6 protein-coding genes are annotated in these 5127 nt (G+C 68.3%); 4 read left to right on the forward strand and 2 right to left on the reverse strand.

Annotation, left to right across the window (positions count from 1 at the left end; genetic code table 11):
- On the forward strand, nt 1-251 hold a 251-nt coding region (locus D588_RS23940), incomplete at its 5' end, for a peptidoglycan DD-metalloendopeptidase family protein (protein WP_043083354.1).
- 324 nt (nt 252-575) lie between these two features.
- Here D588_RS23940 and D588_RS0103800 read toward each other — a convergent pair.
- Together D588_RS0103800 and yhbY are read right to left on the reverse strand one after the other, a co-directional pair.
- Nucleotides 576-950, reverse strand: coding sequence for an Mth938-like domain-containing protein (locus D588_RS0103800; protein WP_017910617.1), 375 nt, complete (start codon nt 948-950; stop codon nt 576-578).
- A 19-nt stretch (nt 951-969) separates the two neighbouring features.
- Nucleotides 970-1275 carry a ribosome assembly RNA-binding protein YhbY gene (gene yhbY, locus D588_RS0103805; RefSeq protein ID WP_010341321.1) on the reverse strand — a complete coding sequence of 102 codons (306 nt, stop codon included), beginning with the start codon at nt 1273-1275 and terminating at the stop codon, nt 970-972.
- Nucleotides 1276-1341: 66 nt separating this feature from the next.
- On the opposite strand from yhbY, the gene rlmE reads away from it, so the two are divergent.
- The 3 genes from rlmE to folP form a co-directional block, all read left to right on the forward strand.
- A complete protein-coding gene (gene rlmE / locus D588_RS0103810) occupies nt 1342-1974 on the forward strand; it encodes a 23S rRNA (uridine(2552)-2'-O)-methyltransferase RlmE (protein ID WP_017910618.1) in 633 nt (210 codons plus the stop codon).
- 71 nt (nt 1975-2045) lie between these two features.
- Nucleotides 2046-3983 (forward strand): ATP-dependent zinc metalloprotease FtsH, encoded by a 1938-nt coding sequence (gene ftsH / locus D588_RS0103815; protein WP_017915035.1) that lies wholly within the window; start codon nt 2046-2048, stop codon nt 3981-3983.
- Nucleotides 3984-4261: 278 nt separating this feature from the next.
- On the forward strand, nt 4262-5127 hold an 866-nt coding region (folP, locus tag D588_RS0103820; RefSeq protein WP_017915036.1), incomplete at its 3' end, for a dihydropteroate synthase.

Consider the following 5127-nt stretch of genomic DNA (forward strand, 5'->3'; position numbering starts at 1 on the left):
ACGGCGTGGTGGTCTACTCCGGCGCCGGCCTGGTCGGCTACGGCGAACTGATCATCGTCAAGCACAACGAACAGTGGCTGTCGGCCTACGGCCACAACCGCAAGCGCCTGGTCAACGAAGGCCAGAACGTCAAGGCCGGCCAGCAGATCGCCGAAATGGGCCACAGCGGCGCGGCGCGCGACATGCTGCACTTCGAGATTCGTTACAACGGCAAGCCGGTCGACCCACTGCTGTATCTGCCGCCGAAGTAACCGGTTGCGTCCTTACGCGGGCGGATCCCCGGCCCGGCGTAACGCGCCGGGCGTTCGCCAACGGCGCGGCCAGTGGGCCGCAAGCGCCGCCGGCTCATACGGGGGGCCACCGTGCATGCATTCTTTTGTGGGAGGGGCTTCAGCCCCGACGCGCTGTGCTCGCATCGCGCGGCAGACGCCGCGCGGCGATCTGCAAGAGACGAAAGGAACGACAGGCGTCCTCTCTGCCTCGATCGCATGTTGTCCGCGGCGCGGCCAGGCCGTGGTTGAGGCCGCTCAGGTCAACGATCAGGAGGTCGCAGTGCCCGGCCCGCGACGCCTGGCTCAGCCTTCGAGCAGGAACCCCACCGCCACGCGCCGGCCTTCGGCGGCCAGCACGTTGTAGGTGCGCGCCGCAGCGGCATTGTTCATCACCTCGATGCCGATGCCGCGGGTCAGGAACAGCGCCATCACCGCCGCGGCGGGAAACACCTGGCGTTCGCCGGTGCCGAGGATCACCAGGGCCGGGTTGAGCTCCAGCAATGGCTGCAGATGCTGCGGCTGCAGATCGCCGGCCGGCGGGGCCTGCCAGTCCTCGACCAGGGTGTCCGGCGCGAGGACAAAGCTGCGGGTCAACAGCCGGTCGTTCACCTTGGCCTGGCGGCCGTCGGCCATGCGCAGGGCATAGGCGTAGTCGGGCAGGTCCTGGGTCAGTTGCATGGGGTCACCGAGGGCGCGCTCAGGCGCGCGGCAGCACGATCTGCCGGTCTTCCTTGGCCGGGCGATACAGGATCGCGGTATGGCCGATGCGCTGCACCAGCACGCTGTGCGACTGCTCCACCAGGCTGCCGATGGCGGCGTCGCGGGCCTCGCGGTCGTCGCCGCCGACCTTCACCTTGACCAGTTCGTGGCGCTCCAGCACCTCGTCCAGTTCGGCCAGGAAGGCCGGGGTGACGCCCTTGCTGCCGATCTGCAGCAGGGGTTTGAGGTCGTGGGCCAGGCCGCGCAGGAAGCGGTTCTGGGCCGAGGTCAGGCTGATCGACATGCAGGTGGGAGCAGGGTTGGCAAGGGCGATCAGGGTATCATGGCCGCCCCTCCCGACCGTGCGTCCATGGCCACCCGCAGCAAAAGCAGCCAACGCTGGCTCCGCGAACATTTCGCCGACCCCTTCGTGAAGAAGGCCCAGGCCGAAGGCATGCGCTCGCGCGCGGCCTATAAGCTGGAGGAACTGCTGCAGCGCGACAGGCTGCTCAAGCCGGACATGGTGGTGGTCGATCTCGGCGCCGCGCCGGGCGGCTGGTCGCAGCAGGTGCGCAAGTCGATGGGCGACCGCGGTCGCGTGCTGGCCCTGGACATTCTGGAGATGCCGCCGCTCGCCGGCGTGGAGTTCCTTCACGGTGACTTCAGGGAGGACGCGGTGCTATCGCAATTCGAGGCCATGCTGGGCGATACCCCGGTGGACCTTGTGCTGTCGGATATGGCCCCCAATAAGAGCGGAATGGATGCGGTCGACCAGCCGCGGATGATGCATCTGGCGGAATTGGCGATGGCGTTCGCCGACAGCCACCTGAAGCCGAACGGCGCGTTCCTGATCAAGCTGTTCCAGGGCGTGGGGTTCGACGACTACATCCGCGACATGCGCCGCCGCTATGAGAAGGTGACCATCCGCAAGCCGGCCGCGTCGCGCAAGCGCTCGCCGGAGGTCTACGCCCTCGGACAGGGCAAGCGCGCCCAGATCAAGTAAGCTGAACGCAAGGCTGAATCCGCAATGCCACGCATCGAGACAGAGTTGAAGGGACACCGGAGCCAATGAGGATGAACGACTTGACCAAGAATCTGCTGTTGTGGGTAGTCGTTGCCGTCGTGCTGATGGTGGTGTTCCAGAGCTTCTCGCCGCGGCTCGCCGGCGGCGCGGGCACCGACAACGTGACCTACTCCCAGTTCCTGAAGGACGTGGACGCCGGGCGGGTGAAGTCGGTCGATTTCACCGACGCCACCAACCTGTCGGTCAACGCGATCCGCTTCAAGCGCGCCGACGGCAGCGAGGGCTCGGTGTACGGCCCGAGCGACGGCAAGCTGATCGACGTGCTGTACAGCAAGAACGTGGACATCACCCGGCAGAAGCCCGACAACGGTCCGGGCTTCTGGTCGCTGGTGCTGAACTTCCTGCCGGTCATCCTGATCATCGGCTTCTGGCTGTTCATCATGCGCCAGATGCAGGGTGGCGGCGGCGGCGCCAAGGGCGCGATGTCCTTCGGCAAGTCGCGCGCCAAGCTGCAGGGCGAGGACCAGATCAAGATCACTTTCGCCGACGTCGCCGGCTGCGACGAGGCCAAGGAAGAGGTCGGCGAACTGGTCGACTTCCTGCGCGATCCGACCAAGTTCACCAAGCTCGGCGGCAAGATCCCGCGCGGCGTGCTGATGGTCGGCCCGCCGGGTACCGGCAAGACCCTGCTGGCCAAGGCCATCGCCGGCGAGGCCAAGGTGCCGTTCTTCAGCATCTCCGGTTCGGACTTCGTGGAAATGTTCGTCGGCGTCGGCGCCAGCCGCGTGCGCGACATGTTCGAGCAGGCCAAGAAGCATGCGCCGTGCATCATCTTCATTGACGAAATCGATGCGGTCGGCCGCCATCGCGGCGCGGGCCTGGGCGGCGGTCACGACGAGCGCGAGCAGACCCTCAACCAGTTGTTGGTGGAGATGGACGGCTTCGAGGGCGGCGAGGGCGTGATCGTGATCGCCGCGACCAACCGTCCGGACGTGCTGGATCCGGCGCTGCTGCGCCCGGGCCGCTTCGACCGCCAGGTCGTGGTGGGCCTGCCGGACGTGCGCGGCCGCGAGCAGATCCTCAAGGTGCACATGCGCAAGCTGCCGCTGGCCGACGACATCGAGCCGATGGTGATCGCGCGCGGCACGCCGGGCTTCTCCGGCGCCGACCTGGCCAATCTGTGCAACGAGGCGGCCCTGTTCGCCGCGCGCGAGTCGGTCAAGGAAGTGCGCATGGACCACTTCGACCGTGCCCGCGACAAGATCCTGATGGGTGCCGAGCGTCGTTCGATGGCCATGAGCGAGGACGAGAAGACGCTCACCGCCTACCACGAGGCCGGCCACGCCATCGTCGGCCGCCTGGTGCCCGAGCACGACCCGGTCTACAAGGTCACGATCATCCCGCGCGGCCGCGCGCTGGGCGTGACCATGTATCTGCCGGAAGGCGACAAGTACTCGATGAACCGTGTGGCGATCGAGTCGCAGTTGTGCTCGCTGTACGGCGGCCGCGTGGCGGAGGAACTGATCTTCGGTACCGACAAGGTCACCACCGGCGCGTCCAACGACATCGAGCGCGCGACCAAGATGGCGCGCAACATGGTCACCAAGTGGGGCCTGTCCGACGAGCTGGGGCCGATCGCCTACGGCGAGGAGGACGACGAAGTGTTCCTGGGCCGTTCGGTGACCCAGCACAAGAGCGTCTCCGACGACACCGCGCGGCGCATCGACGAAGTGGTGCGGTCGATCCTCGACAAGGCGTATGCGAAGACCACGCAGATCCTCACCGAGAATCTGGACAAGCTGCACACCATGTCGCAGCTGCTGCTGCAGTACGAGACCATCGACGCGCCGCAGATCGAGGCGATCATGGAAGGCCGCGATCCGCCGCCGCCGATGGGCTGGAGCAAGTCCGGCAAGGACGGCGGCAACAACGACAAGGGCAATTCGCGTCCGCTGCCGCCGATCGCCGGGCCTGCCGAGCAGGTGTAAGCGCAGGAGCGCCCTTCAAGCGCCGAAAAGCCAGGGAGCGATCCCTGGCTTTTTTGTTGGCGGCGGTGCGGGGCCGGTCGCATCGTCCGATGTCGACTCGCCGCCTGGGTGCGCGTGGGCGACAATGGCACTGCGCTGGCCGCAGGTTGCCGCGTCGATGCGAGGTGCCGCGGAAACGTCGCGCACGCCGCTGCCGCCATGCGTGTGTCGCGGATGCCGCATGGCGCTGCGCAGCGCCATTCCGCCGCCGGCCACGGCCACTACCAGGAGACTCACCGATGTTCGACACCTCGCCCAGCCTGCAATGCGGCGCCCACCGGCTGCTGCTCGATCGCCCGCGGGTGATGGGCATCGTCAATGTCACCCCGGATTCGTTCTCCGACGGGGGCGCGCACGCCAGCGTGGACGCAGCGGTGGCGCACGGCCTGCGTCTGGCCGGGGAGGGCGCCGACGTGCTGGACATCGGCGGCGAGTCGACCCGTCCGGGCGCGATGCCGGTGCCGGTGGAAGAAGAACTGCGGCGGGTGATTCCGGTGATCGAGCGGCTGGCCGCGCAGACCGCGCTGCCGCTGAGCGTGGACACCTTCAAGCCGGAAGTGATGCGCGCCGCGGTCGCGGCGGGCGCCGGCATGATCAACGACGTGCAGGCCCTGCGCCAGCCCGGCGCGCTGGACGCTGCCGCGGAACTGGGGGTGCCGGTGGTGCTGATGCACATGCCCGCCGACGCCTATGCCGCCGGCAGCGCGCCCGGCTACGACGACGTGGTCGGCGAGGTGCACCGGTTCCTGGCCGAGCGCATCTTCGCCGCGGAGATGGCCGGCATCGACAAGCGCCGCATCCTGGTCGACCCGGGCTTCGGCTTCGGCAAGAGCACCGCCGACAACCTGCAGGTGCTGGCCCAGTTGGCGCGGCTGGTCGAGCTGGGCGTGCCGGTGCTGGCCGGCTTGTCGCGCAAGCGCAGCATCGGCGAGCTGACCGGGCGCGAGGCGCCGGAGCAGCGGGTGGTCGGCTCGGTCGCCGCGCATCTGCTGGCTGCACAGCGCGGTGCCGCGCTGCTGCGCGTGCACGACGTCGCTGCCACCGTCGACGCGCTGAAGGTCTGGCAGGCGCTGCAGGCCGTGCCGTTGCCGCGCGCCGCCACAGC

The sequence above is a fragment of the Xanthomonas sp. SHU 308 genome, assembly GCF_000364645.1.
Classification (GTDB): Bacteria; Pseudomonadota; Gammaproteobacteria; order Xanthomonadales; family Xanthomonadaceae; genus Xanthomonas_A; species Xanthomonas_A sontii.